This is a genomic window from Deinococcus taeanensis (genome assembly GCF_020229735.1).
GTDB classification, from domain to species: Bacteria; Deinococcota; Deinococci; order Deinococcales; family Deinococcaceae; genus Deinococcus; species Deinococcus taeanensis.
Genome location: NZ_CP083459.1, coordinates 71,681 through 87,440 on the forward strand (window position 1 = coordinate 71,681; position 15,760 = coordinate 87,440).

12 protein-coding genes and 1 pseudogene are annotated in these 15,760 nt (G+C 62.7%); 7 read left to right on the plus strand and 6 right to left on the minus strand.

The genetic code is table 11. The annotated features are described in order from the left end of the window. Window positions 1-325: 325 nt before the first annotated feature. Window positions 326-1,990, minus strand: coding sequence for a tetratricopeptide repeat protein (locus LAJ19_RS19840; RefSeq protein ID WP_225524738.1), 1,665 nt, complete (start codon window positions 1,988-1,990; stop codon window positions 326-328). 454 nt (window positions 1,991-2,444) lie between these two features. On the opposite strand from LAJ19_RS19840, the gene LAJ19_RS19845 reads away from it, so the two are divergent. The 3 genes and pseudogenes from LAJ19_RS19845 to LAJ19_RS19855 all read left to right on the plus strand — a co-directional run bounded on the left by LAJ19_RS19845 (window position 2,445) and on the right by LAJ19_RS19855 (window position 5,166). After that, a complete protein-coding gene (locus LAJ19_RS19845) occupies window positions 2,445-3,542 on the plus strand; it encodes a transposase (protein ID WP_432804269.1) in 1,098 nt (365 codons plus the stop codon). Between the two features lie 89 nt (window positions 3,543-3,631). After that, window positions 3,632-4,656 (plus strand): annotated as a pseudogene (locus tag LAJ19_RS19850) (IS630 family transposase). Between the two features lie 273 nt (window positions 4,657-4,929). Further along, the gene (locus LAJ19_RS19855) at window positions 4,930-5,166 is read left to right on the plus strand and encodes a hypothetical protein (protein ID WP_225524739.1); all 237 of its coding nucleotides are present in this window, start codon (window positions 4,930-4,932) and stop codon (window positions 5,164-5,166) included. A 1,347-nt stretch (window positions 5,167-6,513) separates the two neighbouring features. Here LAJ19_RS19855 and LAJ19_RS19860 read toward each other — a convergent pair. Continuing rightward, window positions 6,514-6,741, minus strand: coding sequence for a hypothetical protein (locus tag LAJ19_RS19860; protein WP_225524740.1), 228 nt, complete (start codon window positions 6,739-6,741; stop codon window positions 6,514-6,516). Between the two features lie 377 nt (window positions 6,742-7,118). Between LAJ19_RS19860 and LAJ19_RS19865 the strand changes: the two genes are divergently transcribed. The 4 genes from LAJ19_RS19865 (at window position 7,119) to LAJ19_RS19880 (ending at window position 10,320) form a co-directional block, all read left to right on the plus strand. Beyond that, window positions 7,119-8,192, plus strand: coding sequence for an alpha/beta hydrolase (locus LAJ19_RS19865; RefSeq protein WP_225524741.1), 1,074 nt, complete (start codon window positions 7,119-7,121; stop codon window positions 8,190-8,192). Window positions 8,193-8,326: 134 nt separating this feature from the next. Beyond that, window positions 8,327-8,584 (plus strand): WGxxGxxG family protein, encoded by a 258-nt coding sequence (locus LAJ19_RS19870; protein ID WP_225524742.1) that lies wholly within the window; start codon window positions 8,327-8,329, stop codon window positions 8,582-8,584. 168 nt (window positions 8,585-8,752) lie between these two features. Then, window positions 8,753-9,202 (plus strand): response regulator, encoded by a 450-nt coding sequence (locus LAJ19_RS19875; RefSeq protein WP_225524743.1) that lies wholly within the window; start codon window positions 8,753-8,755, stop codon window positions 9,200-9,202. 728 nt (window positions 9,203-9,930) lie between these two features. Then, complete coding sequence (locus tag LAJ19_RS19880) at window positions 9,931-10,320, plus strand: helix-turn-helix domain-containing protein (RefSeq protein ID WP_225524744.1); 390 nt, start codon at window positions 9,931-9,933, stop codon at window positions 10,318-10,320. Window positions 10,321-11,233: 913 nt separating this feature from the next. Here the strand turns inward: LAJ19_RS19880 and LAJ19_RS19885 are convergent. The 4 genes from LAJ19_RS19885 to LAJ19_RS19900 form a co-directional block, all read right to left on the minus strand. Further along, on the minus strand, window positions 11,234-11,446 hold the full coding sequence (locus tag LAJ19_RS19885; protein WP_225524745.1) for a helix-turn-helix transcriptional regulator: 213 nt from the start codon (window positions 11,444-11,446) through the stop codon (window positions 11,234-11,236). A 39-nt stretch (window positions 11,447-11,485) separates the two neighbouring features. Beyond that, a complete protein-coding gene (locus LAJ19_RS19890; RefSeq protein ID WP_225524746.1) occupies window positions 11,486-12,541 on the minus strand; it encodes an NAD-dependent epimerase/dehydratase family protein in 1,056 nt (351 codons plus the stop codon). 22 nt (window positions 12,542-12,563) lie between these two features. Then, a complete protein-coding gene (locus tag LAJ19_RS19895) occupies window positions 12,564-12,962 on the minus strand; it encodes a hypothetical protein (RefSeq protein WP_225524747.1) in 399 nt (132 codons plus the stop codon). A gap of 847 nt (window positions 12,963-13,809) precedes the next feature. Next, window positions 13,810-15,090, minus strand: coding sequence for an MFS transporter (locus LAJ19_RS19900; protein WP_225524748.1), 1,281 nt, complete (start codon window positions 15,088-15,090; stop codon window positions 13,810-13,812). Window positions 15,091-15,760: the final 670 nt, after the last annotated feature.

Genomic DNA, 15,760 nt, shown 5'->3' on the forward strand with positions numbered 1-15,760 from the left:
GGTCCGGTAGGCAACCGCCTTTTTTGCTGTCTCCCTTGACACTCTTAGCCGCGCTCAGCGCAGCCTGCGGCATGTTCGCGAGAACTGCCAGCGTCACCCCCTGGGTGGATCTCGCTGATTGTGCTCGTCAGAATCAGTCCTATCAACCTGAGACAGAGCATTCTGAGCAGCGAAAACCGTAGCCTGGGCAAGAATGTATTGTCTCATTGAAGTCGGTGATGATGCGTCTATATGGCAAGCGCCCTGCAGTGGCAAAGGCGTGCCAGGGTTGAGCAGGGGAGAGTCCCAATGAGTGACTCTCACAGCTCTGGGCAACCCGATGGACTTACTCGGCCAGGCTGATATGCTGGCCCGCTAAACGAGAGGCTCGGTAGAACTGTTCGTGGGCTGCGTCCAACAGCAGGCGTGCGCCCTGTACGAAACCGCGTGCGCACACACCAGCGGCCAGCTGATCCTGATGGTCAAGGCCACGCTGCGCTGCGCGATCTAGAAAACGCTGAAGAACCTGCCGTGCGCCCGGGCCGTGAGTGTCAGGGAAGATCACCAGAAGTTTGTATCGTTCGAACTGGGCAATGGTGTCGGTGTCTCGCACGCACTCCCGCAGGATCTGCGTCATGGCTTGCATATCACCCACACCATCTTCACTCAGGTCCTGGATGAATCCGAGCACCGCCACGGTGAGGTGCGATTTGGTCCGCAGGCACCGCTTGAAGTCCCGTTCAAGCTGCTCCATGCCGTAAGCCAGGGACTTTGCACCACCCTTCTCGCTCTCTCCGCTGGTCTCCTCCTGCTGTGCTGTGACTGTGCGCGCGGCGGCCGCCCGCTGACGCTCGGTCCGCTCCCAGAAGTACCGTTCTACGCTGTGGCGAACCTCTCCTAACGCCAATTCCAGTCGGTGCGATTCTGTCAGCTGCTCAAGCTGTAATTCAACCAGCCGCTTGTATTGCTCGACGGCAAGGGCGTGATCGGCCTGGACTTCCGCGAGGCGCGCCCACAGACGTTGCTGCTCAACACGGGGTAAGGAGTGTGCGCTGTCAACGTCGCTCAAGTCAGTCAGCGCCTGACGGGCGGCCGGTGGGTTGCCTTGGCTGAGATGCAGTTCAGCGAGCTGCAGCAGCACCTGTCCCTTCAGCTGAGGAGTGTCATTGAGGGTCTGCATCGCCAGACACCGCTTGAGGGTAGTCTCTGCGGCTGCTGGGTTCTGTAAGAGAGCGTGGGCTTCGGCTGTCAGGGCAAGGGCACGGATCTCGTTCGCTGGATCCTGCTGTTCCTCGGCGAGCTCGGAAGCGCGGTTCAGGAACGGCAGGGCACGCTGCGCCTGATCCTGCCGCATAAACACTTCCCCCAGGCCTGTCAGGGCCTGCATATGACAGCGCTGGTCGGCCCGGATCGACTCGCGCGCCGCCGCATGGTAAGAAACCCGGGCCTCGTCGAGCTGACCAGCGCGGTGTTGGGCCAGGGCCAGGGCCAGCAGGAGGCCTGCGTGGCGTGGATCAGCTGGCGTCTCCGTGCCAAGGTGAAGGGCACGTGTCACTGCCGCAGCGGCTTCCGTGGGGCGGCCGAGACTGAGCAACATGGCACTGATCTGCGCCAGAAGCTGTTCTTCTACGGCAGGCATATCTGAAACCCTGGCCACTTCGGCCGCGCACTGTAGTGCTCTCAGCTCTTCAGCAGGTTGACCAGCAAGCAGTTGCGCTTCACGTTGAAGGGCACGCATTTCTCCCTCTGCGTCCATCGCTGTCTGGTAGTGATGGGCCGCGGACCGGGCGTATGCGACCGCCTCGCTGCCTGTCAGGGCGGCGGCCAGCGCCTCTTCAGCCTGAGCGAGTTCCGCTGGATCATGGTGAACAGCCGCTTGATCGCGCCTGAGCAGTAGGTCGTCAAGGGCAGGATCAGGAGAACTGGCTGGTGGAGGCTGACGACTGTCCTCCAGAGGCTCTCCTTGTGCTGATCTGGCCAAGTTCGTCATATCCGGAAGTTCCTCATTCACTGCTGGTGCGCTCCTTATGCTCAGGCCAAAAGGGCGTGAAAGGCGGTGTCTGGTGGAGAAGGCTGGCCACTGGATCTGTCGAACCTGAGCATAAGGCATAGGCCCTCCTCGCTGAATTGATAGAGAAGCTTTGGATCGAACGTGAAGTGATCATCCCTTTTGAATGAAGAGTTCCCTAAACACGCTGAGAGAACTTTGGAAAGGAAACGCTGAGTGACAGTTGGACGCCCGTCAAAAGGACGTTCCGCCAGTGTTGCCGTAGCTCACGACAATTGGGAGAATCCAGGCGACCGGCAGGCCCGCAAAGAGCAAAAAATTGCGGCCTCTCAACCCACCAGATCAGAAATTAAAGCCTCCGTTCAGATTCGAGCCTCTGGTGGATCAGGACCTGACAGTTTGGGGAAAATGGCGTCCAGGACGCAAAAGGTAACGGCAAAGGGCGGCAACAGGGGGTGTGATCCGTCCCAGTGCCGCCCGCTCGCATGTTGACACGCTCGCTAAGTCCCTCAAAGAGCGTCTCTCTCATCATCGCCGCGACACCCTGCGCCGAGTCGCTGAAGTTCTGTTCGGAATGCTTCAGGCCGAGTCCACCCTGTACCGGAAAATCGCGCTTCACATCGAGCGCGGCGCGACGCCCGCGTCCATCACCCGGATGGTCGCGCGGACCTTCCACGAGACGAACCTCACGCCGCAGGACGTCTACAACGTCCTGCTTCCCCTGCTGCCTCCAGGCCGGATGACCTTCGTCATGGACCGGACGAATTGGAAGCTCGGCTCACAAGCTCTCAATCTGCTGGTGCTGGGTGTTGCTCTCGGTGACGTGGTGCTCCCCCTGACCTGGAAGGTGTGGCCGTACGGCGGCAACAGTGACATGCGCGCCCGAATGCTGCTGGTGGGGTTGCTCCTGAAGCGTCTTCCTGCCCAGCGCTGGGCCATTCTGATTGCCGACTGCGAATGTATTGGGCAGGAATGGTTCAGCAGTCTGCGAGACCGCAGGATCAGGCGGTGCATTCGGCTCCGGGAAAACACGCTGCTGGACAACGAAGCTGCGCGTGAGTTCTTCCCCTTGAAGCCTGGTGAGGTGCGGACCGTGTTCGAGCAGATCTGGGTCTATGGCAGTTGGATGCAGGTGGTCGCGACGCTCTCCCCGCAGGGAGAGCGTGTCCTGGTGGCCTCGGATTTGTCCCTCTGGGACACCTTGACCACCTACCGGCTCAGGTGGAGCATCGAATGCACCTTCTCAGCCATAAAAACGCGGGGCCTGCACCTCGAACAGACGCACATGACCCAACCCGACCGTCTCTCACGACTGTTCGGGCCGCTCAGCCTCGCGTTGGCCTGGATGGTCCGCATCGGGGAATGGCGAGCCGAGCAACAGCCCATTCCCACCAAGAAACATGTTCGCCCGGCTGATCACCGGGCGAGCTACGGACGCGAACTGCTCTGTGCGGCTTTACGCTGGGGGAAACCTACGTTCTACACGCATTTTGAGCTGCTCGAATCCCCTTTTGCCTATCCAGGACAGCGAAGATCGCAACCTGTCAGGGACTGAGCTCTGGTGGCCCCCTGACACTCTAGTCCAGCGTCCAGCTCACTTTGACTACTGATCGTTGCGTAAGTGTGGAGCATCTCTGTGTGACCGTGCCTCTCTGGCGACCCAGCCGCCTCACCCGTCGTCAATTGGAAGAACGACGCCTCGCCGCTCAACCTGTGCTGAACGACCCCAGTCGCACGACCCGCGACTGGGCGCACCAGTGTGGGGTCGCGGCAACTACCATCCGTGCCTGGCGTGCCCGGCTCAGACGGAACGGCGAGGACGCGCTGCGCGCGTCCCGCGCCACCGGCCGGGCGCGAGAAGCTCACGGCCGCACAGCAGGACGAGATCGGCGTGATGCTTGATGGTGATGCCCGATCACACGGCTTCGAGACCAGCGGGTGGAGCACACCCAACATTCGGCACGTCATCGGTGTGACGTACGGCGTCTGGCTCGATGGCGCGCACCTGTCGCGAAAACTGAAACGCTGGGGGTTCTCGTATCAGCGGCCCGCCGTGCGGGCCATGGAGCGCAATGAAGATGACAGTGCCACCTGGGTGCGCGTCCACCAGGACGCGCTGGGAAAAAAAAGTCCGTGAAGGGGCCACGCTCGTGTTCCTGGACGAGAGCGGCTTCAGCCTGAAGACGACGAAGGTTCGCACGTGAGGGCGCTGCGGCCAGACCCCCATCATCCCGACCAAACTTCGCTGGGACCACCTGTCCGTGATCGGCGCCATCACCACGGGAGGACAGTTTCTGCATCACACGCACCGCGGCGCGGTGCGGTCAGCGCAGATCGTCGACTTTCTTGGGCATGTCTTGCGCCACGTGGCCGGTGAAGTCGTGGTGGTGCTGGACCGGGCGATGATCCACCGGTCAAAAGCCGTTCAGGCGTTCGTGCTCCTGCACGAATGCCTGTCGCTGGTCTATCTCCCACCTTATGCGCCGGAACTGAATCCGATGGAATTGATCTAGGCGGATCTTAAGCGAAACGTGGTGGGGAACTTCTGCGCGATGTCGGTGGGCGAGTTGAAGAAGCGGCTATCGATAGGCTGGCAGCGCATTCGGCGCAAAGGGTTGCCGCTCGCCTTCATCCGGGGCACGCCCTTCACCGCGTCGTTACTGATTTAAGCAGGAATCAGTAATTGTCAGGCTCTTCCATTGGGAAGCGTTCCGTGGCTGGACCACACGATGCCACGTGGCTCGGAACGAAAACATGGACGGCACGTGACAGCCTATCCGACAGAAGGCACTGGACAGCAAACTACTGGAAGAAGAAAACCTCCTGATGCACGGGTGTTTTGGGACTGCCCCCTGGGCACAGGTGGATCTTGAAAATCTCCTCATTTTCAGTGAGATCTGCCGTGTACAGTTCTCCACGCTCATACGCGTTAGCCTACAGGGGTGTTGAAAGACGATATGGCCATCCACGCCGGCATTCCAGAAAAAGCAGTTAAAGCTGCCCTACTCAAAATCCGGGAGAACGAGACGTACGCGGGCGTTACCTGGGACCTCGGCAAAACCCGGTCAGGCCGGCCCATCAAGATTTACTTCGAGGCCGAGACAATGACGGAAATTCACGCCGTTAAGAAGCAGCTTGAGCAGGTCCTGGACGAAGCTGGCTTCGACCTGTACCCCTGAACCCAGGGTGGGTTTCTCACAGCCGGGGATCAAGGGCTCCTGACCGGCACCCTGACCGTAGAAGGGAGCGGCTTTTCCGCGGTCATTCTGTCTTTGGGTGTAGCGCCTGGGGATTTCGATCGGCACTTTGACCGCCGTGCGTTCGCTGCACCCTGCAGATACGGGACGAACCTCATCCGGAGACGGTGTGGCCCAGACTGAACCGCATGGGTTGTTATGGGCCTCACTCGCTTTGGCGCAGGCTGTGATTGCCACCAACGCGAGCTGGGTGCCCACGGTCGGTGGCGGCTGGGCCCGTGCTCAAGCGTTTGGCTGGCTCTGCACGTCCAGGGCGGTTGGGCAGATCTTGTGGGTTCCGGCCCTCCCTGACTTCACCCCACCTGCCGGTCACGACATTGCTGGGACGTGGTCGTCTGAATTGTGCGGGGCCTTTTTCCCCGGCTCTCAGACCATAGGTCCAGCGGGCGCTGTCGCGCTGACAGAACGCCTTTGCCTGACTTTGAAGACAGGCCGTGAAACCCCTCATTGGTGGAGGGGAGTCTTCAAGGCTGGTTGAGCAGCGCGTCTGTCTGGGGCAACTGCACAAGGTGCAAGTGTCGTCGTCAGGGTAGCTCACAGGGTTGCCTTATTGTCAGCGCCATGCCAGCGGGTCCGTCAACATGCGCCGGCCGTCAGGTGCAGCAGGCGCAGCTCAGGGTGCACGCCAGCAGGGGCGCGGGAAGGGTCAAGCACTACGGCTCCGGCTCCTCCTGCCAGTGTGTCGTTCGCCAGGGCCTGAAGCATGGATGGCCCTGGACAGGCTCTTTCGGCCATGTGAGCTGAGTGACGCCACGCCTGCCAGTTGCTCGTACCGGTACAGAGTTATAAGCGCTATCTCAGACCTCAGTGCTGACGCGCTCCCCAGCTTCACGCGGCGGTCCAGGTCAAAATGATGATCAGTCATCACCAAAGCCAGCTGGGTTCGGCGGCCCAGCCAGGCTGAAAGGCCATTATGATCACTGCGTCCAGCCTTCCCGCAGGAGAGAGCCACAGCCGGCCGGACCTGCTCGGCGCGAAGTGCTCCCTTGCAAGCAGAAGGCCTGGCAGACCATCACCGTCTACTCGTCGAAGGGCGCGGAGATGGGAACAGGCGGCGGGGCCTTCCGTCACTGTGGTGGTCTCAACTCTGCCGTACCGGAGCGGAGACAGCGGCTGACACCTAAGGCTGCGGCCAATGAGACTGGGGACGGGGAAGAGGTTATAGGCTTGCCCAACCTGACACCTGAGGTGAATGAAAGCGGCCTCTATTGATAAGAGGCCGCTTTTATTCACAGTGCTTCTGGTTTAGGGCGAAAAGAAAGGTGCCCTTCAAATTGCCATAAGCGATGTTGAAGCGGTTTTTTTTTCCATAAGCGTACCGAACATGACACCATGCTGCGTGATGACCTGAACTTCAGAATGGCCCTTCATTTCGAAATCTTTCCGCAGGGCAGAAATATCAGATTCCAGGGTGCCTTTAGGCAGCGTCTTGCCTTCAGGGAAAATTGTCAATCGCTTATTGGGCTGAACATGGTATCTACCTTCAAGGATCAACATCCCTTATTCTACCACACACTGATATTGAATTGGCGTAGTTTCTTGACTGCTCTGAGATGTCTGTGATCACCCGAAGCGTGTGTGCCTCCGGACCAACCAGCAGGCCCTCCTGCGCTGCAGGCTGCGGCACTGGAGCTACTCTGGCGCTCGGCACGGCCCTCTCGCGTCTGCCCGGGCACGACCTGAAGGCTGCCTGACGCGGCAGGTAAAGGAAGCAGATATGACGCCTGTCCCCTTGTCATGTCAGTGTTTTTACAGTGAATGCTTCTGTCTTTCTTCCCCGGTACCGCCGTTCACGCCTTCCCTGGGCCCTCGTCGTCCTAGGGCTTCTGAGCGCCGGTCTCCTGCGCACCGGGTGGCACTTTGCTGACGCCCTCGTGTGGGCCCCCTCGGTCCGCCGCCGCGTGCCGCGCACCCGCGCCCGTGAAGTTCAGCAGGACGGCCGTCCGCTGCTGCGGCTGACGCGCAACTCGGCCACCACGCGTCCTGGCGTGCTGGGTCTGGAGTGGGACGGTCACGCCGGAACGCGGCTGTTCGCTCAACTCGGCCCTGTCCTGACCCGGACCCGCCGGACCGTGACCCGCGCCGTGATGTGGCAGGACGCAGCTGTCTCGACTGGTCAGGCCGTGCGGCCCAGTACGGTTGGCCTGGGTACTCCCGCTTCCCGTGGCCTGTCGTACCAGGAGGTGCTGGTGCCTGCGGAACACGGTCCGATGCCTGCCTGGCTGGTGCCTGGGGGTGCAGCCGGTCAGTCGAGCGGGACTGACTGGGTCATTGTGACTCACGGGTACAAGGGGCTGCGGCAGGACGCGCTGCGCATTCTGCCCACTTTTGCCCGCATGGGCCTCTCGAGTCTGACCATCACGTACCGGAACGCGCACGGTGCGCCCCGCACTGAGCAGGGCGTCTACCGCCTGAGTGCAGATGAATGGCAGGATCTGGAAGCGGCGGTACGGTACGCCCAGGAGCACGGCGCGCGGCGGCTGCTGCTGATGGGTTTCAGCATGGGGGGAGGCATCACCCTGGCGTTCTTGCGCTACAGCGCCCTGGCCCCCCTGATTCGCGGGGCGATCCTGGATTCCCCGCCCCTGGAGTGGCGGTCGTTGATCCGGCACTACGCACGGCGTTACGGTCTGCAGCCGCTCGCAGGGCTGGTGGAATGGTTGACTGTCATTAAAAGTGGGCAGGATTTTGACGCGATTGATCACCACAGTGTGATGCAGAGCTTCACCACCCCGATGCTCCTGTTTCACGGAAGTGCCGACCGGACAGTCCCAGTGGCTCACGCCGAGCGCCTGGCGAACGCCCGGCCGGATCTGGTGGAGTACCACCGCGTTGAAGGGGCGGAGCACATCCGCCCGTGGAACGTCGATCCTGAACGGTATGAGGCGGCCCTGACGAGTTTCGTGCGTCGTGTGCTGGCGGAAAGCAGCGGTGAGGCTACAGGCTGACAGGTGCGGCCCGGCAGGGGAGAGTGGGCGCAGGGTGCCACCCTTGCCATGGCGCGTGAGCTAAAGAATCCATGGAGAGTGTGTCAAGACTGACAGGGTAGTACAGGGCTGTGGCAGGTGCCATGCTACGCGGCATGACACCCCTGACCCAGAAAGCGTTCCTCGTGCTGCTGCTTGCCGCCGCGCCCCTGCCCGCCCTGGCGCAGGACACCAGCACCGATACCAAGACGACTGACACGACCACCACGACGGCCACGGAGCAGGACAACGACGGCATGGACTGGGGCTGGCTGGGCCTGCTGGGCCTTGCCGGGCTCGCTGGCCTGCGCCGTCGTGAACCCACTGTTGTGAATACCAGCACCACCCGCACGAACAGCAGCAACGTCCGCTGAGTGGAGCGGTTTCGCAGGCGGCCCATAGGGCTGCCTGTTGTGCTGTTGCGAACTCTCTGGGGACCGGCCTCATGTGGAGTGAGCACCAGCATAGATGCGCATGCTCCTGACAGGGATGCGAAAAACTGGACAGAGGATAGCTGGGCGCAAGTTCTAGCATGCGGGGTCATGCTCAGCGTCTGCCCAACCTCACTGTCGATTCTTCTGGTGGACGATAATTGCGCTGACCGCCTGCTGGCCGAAGAGGCGTTCGACCTGCTGCCGGAGCCGGTGAACGTCCAGTTCTGCTCAACTGGCCCTGAAGCGCTGGCGTGGCTGCGCTGCCCGGAGCACCCCCGGCCGGACGTCATGCTTCTGGATGTGAACATGCCCGGAATGAGTGGCCTGGAGGTGCTCGAAACGCTGCGGGCGGATCCGGGGCTGCGTTCTCTGGTTGTGGTGATGCTCACAACGTCCAGTCAACCGCAGGACCAGCAGCGGGCCTCCGAACTTGCCGCCAGCGCTTACTGGGTCAAAGAGACGGACTTCGCGAACTTCACGCAGCAGGTGGAAGCCTTCGTGAGGACTTGGCAGCACGTCCCCTCCCACCAGTTGGCACCGGATCCTCCACCCGGCTGAGGCAGTTCGCGGGGGTGCTCCTGCGCTGCAGCCGGCCTGAGGAAGGGTGGCCTTCTCTCCACTTCCGGGTCAGGGGTCTTGCGCAGAAATTGTTGTTTCAGGCCGAGTTTTTCGGCAGCGTCCTTGTGTGGGTTAGCCTAGGTGTGACAGAGGAGGCCGCCCGGATGGCCTGCCGGTCAGTGCATGGGAAGGAAAAGGAGGCGCACCAGCCGTACTGGCGGGGCGAACGGACCAATGCACTGTTGGCAGCGCCACTGGCCGTTGGCGACACGGCGACGCTGCAGAACAGCTCTGAACTTCAACTGAAGTTTTACCGGGCTGAAGCCGTGCTGGTGCGCAAAACGTAGATCAGACTGTTGACAAGAACCTTGAGGTCAGCGACGGCGACGTGGGGCTCGACCGGAATTTCGGTCTGGATGCACCTCTCCAGGGCGTTCAGGGAGCGTGCTTTCATGTGGTGCCGGGCCGGGCAAGACCCAGCAGTTGTTCAGTGGCAGAGTGGCCCTCAGTCTGGAACCGGCCGGACAGGTGCCTGGAACCGGCTTCCGCGGAAGTCGGGAGGCTTCCTGGGACAGGTGAGCCGGCGTACCCTATCACTGTGGTGGACTTGCTTCTGAAAATGCAGGGAGCAGACCACTGCTCGGAAAGTGCCCTCAGGGGCACTCCTGGGGGTACGCCTTCATGTGGGCTTACAACAAAATTCGGAAGAAGGAATAAGCTGAGGGCGTATGAAACTTTGCGAGCGACTGCGTGAACTCCGTCAGGAACGAGGCCTCCGCCTAAAAGACGTCGCCAACGTCTCTGGCATCAGCGTGCCGTACCTCAGCGACCTTGAGCGAGGCCGGACCAACCCCAGTCTCGACACCCTCCAGACCCTCGCGGCCGCGTACACAATCACCGTACACGACCTGCTTGAAAGCGTCGAATTCTACGGTTCCTCCACCGAAGGTGCCCTGCCCAGGGGGCTGGCCGACCTGCTCGTCGATCCTGCCCTCGGCCCACAGATCACCCCTGACTGGATCCGGACCCTCTCCCGCATCGAACTGCGTGGTCAGCGTCCCCGGAGCAAAGGCGACTGGTACGAGATCTTCCTCCACCTCAAACGCATCCTCGCCTGAGGCAGCCGGCGGTTCTCCCAGGCCACGAAAACCGCGCAGGCTCCCCGGAAGAAACCCCACTGCCCTTCCGAACGGGTTGCTGGCAGACGAGGGCCTCCGCGCTCAGGACGCTGCCATACAGCCAGTTCGTGATTGACCCTGTGCGTTCATCTGGCGCGTCAAGTTCTTGATGACCGTCACCAGGCGGGAGTGCAGGAGTGGCCGGTTCTCATCAGGCGCACTCTGCCACACTGGGTCAATCTCCACCAGGGTCCAGCCGGTCTTCCTTTTGATTGCGCATGGCCAGCATTTCCTGCTCGAATTCAACGACGCTGCCTGCACCATCACCTCCGCGCGTCTGTGATTCAACACCGGCTGGGTCAAGGCCTTCTCCTCTTCCTGCTTCGTCGTGACGGACAGGAGGAACGGTGGGATCCGCCCGGGTCCAGCGAGCGCCGGGCCATGGTCAATGCCGGTCTGTCCCCCAGGGCACCCCCGACTGCTTCTGGATGACTCAGCGCGTGAATTTCGGTCTGACCAGCAACGTTCAGTTGTTTGAGCGTCGGATTCAGGGGTTCACCATCCTGATCCTCACGCGAGCACGCCAGGGCACCGTATGCATTCTTTCCAGGGGCTCTGAAGACGCCAGCGCAGACCACTCTGGTCCGCATGAGGCGGGTCCTGGTCTTCCTGCCACTGTGCCGGAGCTCCATCCCCTGGGTTGGGGGTGGGCTGCCGTTCAAAAGGCGATGCTGGGGAACGTCTGCCTGAGGACTCTGGGGAGTTGCGTTCAACGCTCAGGCGAGGTTGGACCCAGGCTTTACAGGAGGGCCAGCGTGCCCGGCGGTCTCGCTGAGAACTCCCCCTGAATCTCGACTTGCCCAGCCCTGCTGCGCCACCTGGGCCTCCCAGGGTGGCAGGGGTTACGCTCACGCTATTTCCGAGGAGTGGGCGGCGCCTGGAACAGGAAGATGTCTTCAATACGGGCCATGAACAAGAGGCTGATCCGGAAGGCGAGCGACAGGCTGGGATCATATTTGCCGGTCTCGATCGCATTGATGGTCTGACGTGACACTTCAAGTTTCTCTGCCAAGTCCGATTGTGTCCAGCCACATTCCTTCCGCAGGGCGCGCACGCGGTTATTCACGGCTCGCTCCACTCTGCACGGGTGGGCAGCAGCGCCGAATCATGCAGAAACGAGGCCATCACGCACCAGCTGCCGGATATGATCATTCACGGTTTCGCGGGGCGGTCGGTAGTGCACGCCTAATTCCTTCTGGCTGCGCTGACTGTCGAACCGGAGGGGATAACTCACGTTCCGGGCCACATACCTGCGCTGCATGCCGATCACCGGGCCAATGAGCCACATCAGCATCTTGGGCACTTCACTTTTTGGAAGTCGGTCCTCAAGGCTAAATTCACTCACCTGCATGAGCTGAGCGATTTCCAGCAACCGGAGGCTCTGTGCCACCGCGATGTACCGGTGATGAGCTTGAGGAAGCGTCGCTGCCCGTACGTGAACACTGGCGACATCACGAACATCGACCAGACCAAGCCAGAGTCGGGGCACGCCCCTGCGGTACGAGCCGTTGAGGAATTGCGTCATCATTGTCACGCTCGTGGCATCCGGGCGTTTGGACAGTGAAGGGCCGAAGATGGCTCCGGGATGGATGGACACCATATCCCAGCGTTGCTGCTGGCGACATTCCTTCCAGGCGGCCTGCTCGGCAACCGTTTTGGAGTAGGCATATGGATTGTGGTTACTGCGTACACTCGGGTTGAGGTCCCCTTCCTGAACGGTCTGCTGTTCTGCACCGCGCAGGTCGCACGCGTCGTTGTACAGCGACGCAATGCTGCTGGTCAGTACGACACGCCTGACTGTTTCCGTCCGGTTCACTGAGGCGAGGACATTCTGAGTTCCTTTGAGTGCTGGCTGGATCAACTGCCGTTCCACATCCTTCGGTCTATCGAGAAAGTAGGGTGACGCGGTGTGAATGACGACCGAACAGCCGTTCATGGCGGTGTCGAAGCTGCCTTCTCTGACAAGATCCGCTTCGAACAGTTTGAGCTGCTGCGGGTACTGTCGGGCGAGCTCGAGCAGGTGCTGCGTCTTGGTGTTGTCCTGCAACTCGCGCACGGTGCCGTGAACGGTGTGGCCGTGGCGGAGCAGGTCCTCAACGATCCAGGAGGCGAGGTAGCCGGCTGCGCCGGTCACCATGATGGGACGTTTCGTTTCAGGCACGGTGGTTCCTTTCAGGGGGTGCTTACCTGTAGTGACGGTCCGCCAGCATCAGCTGAATGCCCCAGGTCGCGACGATCAGACCGAGAGTCCAGAACTGAGTGAACACAGGGAGGAGGTGACCGGCCTGAAGGATGCCGAGAACGGTTGAGGCTGACGCAACGATCACCAGGCTGTTCACGCTGGCGTTCTGGTGGAGGATCTGTTCCAGCTCATCGGTTTGCCGGTAGACGAGTCGGGTGAAAGGCACGGTGGCGAGGGCAAGGCTGACCAACAGGGCGAGAAGCAGCCGTTGATGAAAAAGCGCAAGCCCGAGCAGGTCGATGGACTGGGCAATCAGCACCAGGGCCCCCAGGACAGACAACCCGGTGATGACTTTGAGGAGGTAGACGGGGTGTAGGGGTGCGTCAGGGCGGTCATTCATGGAGGCCTCCGGGAGCGATGTCAAGCTCCCTTGACACAAGGTGCGCTATGAGCCCAGGAATGTCAAGAGAGCTTGACACGGCGGACCCTGAAGCTCTCCCGTTTAAAGGGGCCGAACGCCTGCAAAAGAGTCAGCCCCGCCCTGCCGTTCGAAAGATGACGCCTCACCGATCGCCCCTGCTGCGATCCTGACTCCAATTGCGTCAACTCCAGGACGTGACCGGCTCAGAGCGCTCAAGTTCCCATCCCTTTGCCGCTAATTGTCCATCAGTCCGTCCCTGAAACTCCCCGAGATTAAAAGCGACCAGGCCGTGGGGGCGGGCGCGGAAGGTGACGGCAGGCCTGGGCCGGGGACGGGTCGTCTGTGATGCCCAGCCGTCTTCTCCAGGGGTGATCCTGCCGGGCTCGGTGCCATGTCGGCCGGAGGAATCACCCCGTTCAGGGGCCGCGTCCGGGTTACCTGCCCAGGGCCCCCTGGGACCAGGCCCGGCCGGAGCGGAGGAATCCCGAGCCCGCTGCGCGCTGGTTACCGGCGTTGAGCGCCGGATCATGTCCTTGCCGTTGCGTGGCCTGACCACCCCCCGGCCCAGGACCGGTCCGCCCTCATGATCTGTTCGGGGCGCGACAATCTGGGCCTGAAGGCAGGAGGCTCTCCGCGGATTTCACCGCAGGGGGGCATATGGATTGAACCTGCTCCTGCCACGTTGGCTGGGAGGATCCACCCGTGACACGCTGTTCTCAGGAGATGACTGCAACCCTGAAGGCCCCGAAAGCGGTCGACGTGGTGTCTTCAGCCGGCCCTGATCATTCCCGGCACGTGAACAGCGGCGCGCCTGGCGAGGCGTGAATCAATCGACCGCCAGCGCCGGGCGAGCAGGCCTCGTCATGCCCTGGGTCAGCGCCGCCGCAGCGATGGACAGAACGGCCGCCACGACAAACGCGGCGCCGTACGACCCCAGCGTGTCACGCGCCACGCCGCTCAGCCAGGCGGCCAGGGCCGCGCCGATCATGTGCGCGCAGAACACCCAGCCGTACACCGTGCCGACGTTGCCACGGCCAAACCGGTCGGCCACGAGGGCCGTGGTGGGCGGAACGGTGGCAATGTAGTCCAGGCCGAACAGCACAGCGAACGCCACCAGGCCCACCCCCGGCGGAATGAACAGCAGCAGGGCCAGGCTCAGGCCGCGAAAGGCGTAGTACCCGCCCAGCAGCAGGCGCGGGTCGAAGCGGTCGGTCAGCCAGCCACTGGCGATGGTGCCGGCAAAATTGAAAGCGCCCATCAGGGCCAGCATGCCGGCAGCGTACCCGGCGGTGAGGCCCGCCTCGGTGCAGTACGCGATGAAGTGCATGCCGATCAATCCGTTGCTGGTGGCGCCGCACACGAAGAACGTGACGGCCAGCAGCCAGAAGTGGCGGGAGCGCACGGCGCGGCGCATCACCCCCGGGTCCGGCAGGACGCTGGGCGCCACCTCACCGGGTTTGAGGCCCAGCGGCAGGGCGTTGATGTCCGACGGCCGGTCCCGCAGCAGCAGCAGTGCGGGTGCCAGGGTGGCCAGGGCGAGCGCGCCGATGATCACGGCGCTCTGACGCCAGCCCAGCGCGGCGGCCATCGCAGTGAGCACCGGCAGGAAAATCAACTGACCGGCGGAGCCGGCGGCGCCAAACAGGCCCATCACCAGGCCGCGCCGGGTCACGAACCACCGGTTGGCCACGGTGGCCCCCAGGACGCTCCCGACGATGCCGGTACCCAGCCCGCTGAGCAGGCCCCAGATCAGGTGCAGCTGCCAGGCGGTGTGAATCAGGGCGCTGCCAGCGAAGCTCAGCGCAATGAGCAGCAGGCCGCCGGCCGTGACGCGCCGCGGTCCGAAGCGGTCCATCAGGGCGCCGCTGAGCGGGCCGCCCAGACCGAACATGATCAGCCCGATAGACGCGGCGAACGACAGGGTGGTGCGGCTCATGCCGAGGTCCGCCTGCATCGGCAGGAGAAACACGCCGGGAGCGGAGCGCGCTCCGGCGGACAGGAGCAGCACGAACGCGGCGACGGCCACGACGGTCCAGCCGTAGAAGTGTGGACGGGCGGGTGGCCCGGGCGGAACGGCGCGGGGCGGTGCAGGTGACCGGGGTGACATGCTGGCACGGTACTGCACGACAGCCCCGGGCTTCTTGCAATAAATTACGCCGGTGACCTGGGCAGGTGCCTGCGGGCTTCCGCTGACCGGCTGGCTGCGGTGCCGTCGCTGCAGAACCCGCCGTGTGATCACCGGGGCTGGGCTGAGTGGCGGGCCGTTTAAGCGCCATCCTGTCGCGGTCGCACTGGACGCCGGGGACCCGGCCACGGCGCGGTTGCAGCAGATTGCCTGCTGAACGAACCGGTTTGCCCCCTCCTTTCTGCGGCCCAGCAGTCCAGCTGCTCATCTTCTGGCGCTGGGGTGCCGTTCGCCGGTCATGCCACGCGGCGCCCGCTGGTACAGGGATATGGCGCCGGCCTGAGTGCCGGGGAGCAGGTGACCGTCCGACGCCATTTGCTGCCCATGCCTCCGGCAGGTCCCGGACGCCTGGCCTGGGTGGATACCACCGAAGTCAAGGTGTGCTGGGGTTGACAGAAGCGGTCCGCCCGCGCTGCTGGTGGACGGCGAGCCGCGCTGACTCATGACGTGTCTGCCGGACGTGGCGGCAGTGGTCACCCTGCTGCCGGATTTTGAGGGCCACGCCGCGATGACACGCCGGTCGCAGGCTCTGCGGCGTGTGGCTTTGCGGACGATCCGCAACACTGGGACGGCCAACGGGCGGTCCTTCATG

Coding starts and splice junctions, on each gene's coding strand:
- LAJ19_RS19875 (WP_225524743.1), top strand. CDS start 8,753: ATGCTCAGCGTCTGCCCAACCTCACTGTCGATTCTTCTGGTGGACGAT.
- LAJ19_RS19870 (WP_225524742.1), top strand. CDS start 8,327: ATGACACCCCTGACCCAGAAAGCGTTCCTCGTGCTGCTGCTTGCCGCC.
- LAJ19_RS19860 (WP_225524740.1), bottom strand. CDS start 6,741: ATGTTGATCCTTGAAGGTAGATACCATGTTCAGCCCAATAAGCGATTG.
- LAJ19_RS19895 (WP_225524747.1), bottom strand. CDS start 12,962: ATGAATGACCGCCCTGACGCACCCCTACACCCCGTCTACCTCCTCAAA.
- LAJ19_RS19880 (WP_225524744.1), top strand. CDS start 9,931: ATGAAACTTTGCGAGCGACTGCGTGAACTCCGTCAGGAACGAGGCCTC.
- LAJ19_RS19900 (WP_225524748.1), bottom strand. CDS start 15,090: ATGTCACCCCGGTCACCTGCACCGCCCCGCGCCGTTCCGCCCGGGCCA.